The 2,011-nt window shown below is 73.3% G+C and carries 2 protein-coding genes; both read left to right on the top strand.

The window, feature by feature from the left end; all coding sequences use genetic code 11:
- A partial coding sequence (locus ACGF5C_RS34290; protein ID WP_393308505.1) for a hypothetical protein occupies positions 1-510 on the top strand: 510 nt, incomplete at its 5' end.
- Between the two features lie 187 nt (positions 511-697).
- A partial coding sequence (locus ACGF5C_RS34285; RefSeq protein ID WP_393308502.1) for a helix-turn-helix domain-containing protein occupies positions 698-2,011 on the top strand: 1,314 nt, incomplete at its 3' end.

Genomic DNA, 2,011 nt, shown 5'->3' with positions numbered 1-2,011 from the left:
GCCGGTCTCGCTGCCCTCGCCGCGGTGACCGTGGGCATTCTCGCCACCACCCACAGCAGTCACGAGAGCGGCTCACGCGCCATCGGCGTCTCCGCGACCGCAGGCCCACCCGCCACGACCACCACAGCGGCGGCGAGCGACGAACCGTGTGCGGGATTGTCGGGAACAGTGGTGACCCGTCGTGCCGGTAGACCCGACACCATCGCGGGCGTGATCGCCACCTTCGAATTCGACTACTACGTCGCGCGGGATGCCGAGAAGGCCATGGCGCTCGTTTCGCCGGACGCCGGAATGACCCAGCAGGGACTGGCCGAAGGCATTGCCACGATCCCGCTGGGCGCCACGCACTGTGTCGCGATCACCCCTGTCACCACCAACACCGCCAACGCCCACATCGCCGAGCTACACCCCGACGGCCGCCGCGTCGACTACCTCCAGGTCATCAACACCGTCTCAGCTCCCGCCCCCGGTGGCGGCCTGCTGATCAGCCACGTTCAGGAGCAGGGATGAAGCCGCCCGCCCAGGTGCGCGACCCGGACGCTGCTCGCCCGCGGTTGTGATGGCTTCGGGCGCACCACTTTTCCGCCGTAGTGCGGGTCGTGGGCTGCTCATCGCGGTGGCCGGAGTAGGGCCGGGCTCAGGTGTCACGACCACCACGGTCGCGCTCGCGCGGACCTGGCCCGGACCCGAGCGCGCGGTGATCGTCGAAGCCGATCCCGAGGGCGGGCAACTGGCCGCACTGACCGGAGCAGACCCGTATCGAGGGCTGGCGAGCATGGCCCGCGCCGCCTCCGCCGGCGCACCCGCGACAGCGCTGGCATTCACCGAGCACGCCCAGATCCTCCCCGGCGGGGTCGCGTTCCTCGCTTCGCCGCCCGGACCCGACTCGGGCCCCCGCGCCGCATGGACCACCGCGCTACTCACCGCTGACGACAACAGCCACCCCCGGGACTGGAACCCCAGCGGTGTCACTGTGTTCGCCGACTGCGGAGCCCCCGAGCCGGGCTCGGTCACCGCCTCGATCCTCACCCACGCCGACGCTCGCCTGCTCGTCGTGCACGCCGACCGCGACGACCCGGTCCATGCCCGGCACCGGATCCTCGCGCTGACCGCCCACGGCCGCCGCCGGGCGGTCCTGCTCATCGACCCCCACCCCGGCAGCGACTACGCGACCGCTCTCGGGATCCCGGTCATGGCGCGCCTGCCCGCCGACTCAGCGTCCGCTGCCACGCTGCTTCGCCGACCCCGCCCCTGGGCTCGCCGCAACCATCTGCTGCCCGCCGCCCGCGTCATCGCCACCGCCATCGACACCCAACTCCGCCCGTCCCGACCGACACCCCGAACCACCAGAACCCCGCGCACCAGCCCAGCGACGGGGCGCCACCTCTTCGCCCGCCCGGCGGCACGGCCGACGGTCTACCGGATCGACCTGCCTGACCGCCCGCCACCGGCCGGGCGACCGGCACCGGATACCAGGACCAGCCCGGCCTCTCGCCGGTCACCACCCGAGGCACCCGCCAACACGGGCACCGGCCGCGCGGGTACCGGTCACCGCAACCGCCACGACGCGGACAACGCCAGAACCGAGGTGCCGCAGCGGCCCACCGCATCCCTGCCCCCCTCCGGCGCGGCCGGACGCGACGCCCGGTCCGAGCCGAGATCACCGAGCGCGGGTCCGGCCCCGACCCGCGACGGCCCCGGGGCCTCTGCCACGGTCTGCACTGGTATGCCCGAGGCAGACGCGGCGGTGCCGAGGGAACCAGCGCCGGTGTTGTCGGTCACGGTGTTCGGGCCGTTGCGGGTGCTGTGGCGGCCGAGCGGCCACGACGCCCCGGTCGAGATCACCCGGAACTTGCGGCCTCGCGAGCGCGAGCTATTGATCCTGCTCGCGGTCCACCCGGCCGGCGCGACCCGCGAGACGGTAATCGAAGCGCTGTGGCCAGAGCACAACTCGCCCCGCCCGACCAACACCCTCAACACCGTCGTGTCCCGCCTGCGCACCGCCCTGGCC

The sequence above is a fragment of the Micromonospora sp. NPDC047620 genome, assembly GCF_043205005.1.
Taxonomy (GTDB): Bacteria; Actinomycetota; Actinomycetes; order Mycobacteriales; family Micromonosporaceae; genus Micromonospora.
The sequence above is the reverse complement of the archived record's forward strand: the minus strand, read 5'-3'. Positions and strand labels throughout refer to the sequence as shown.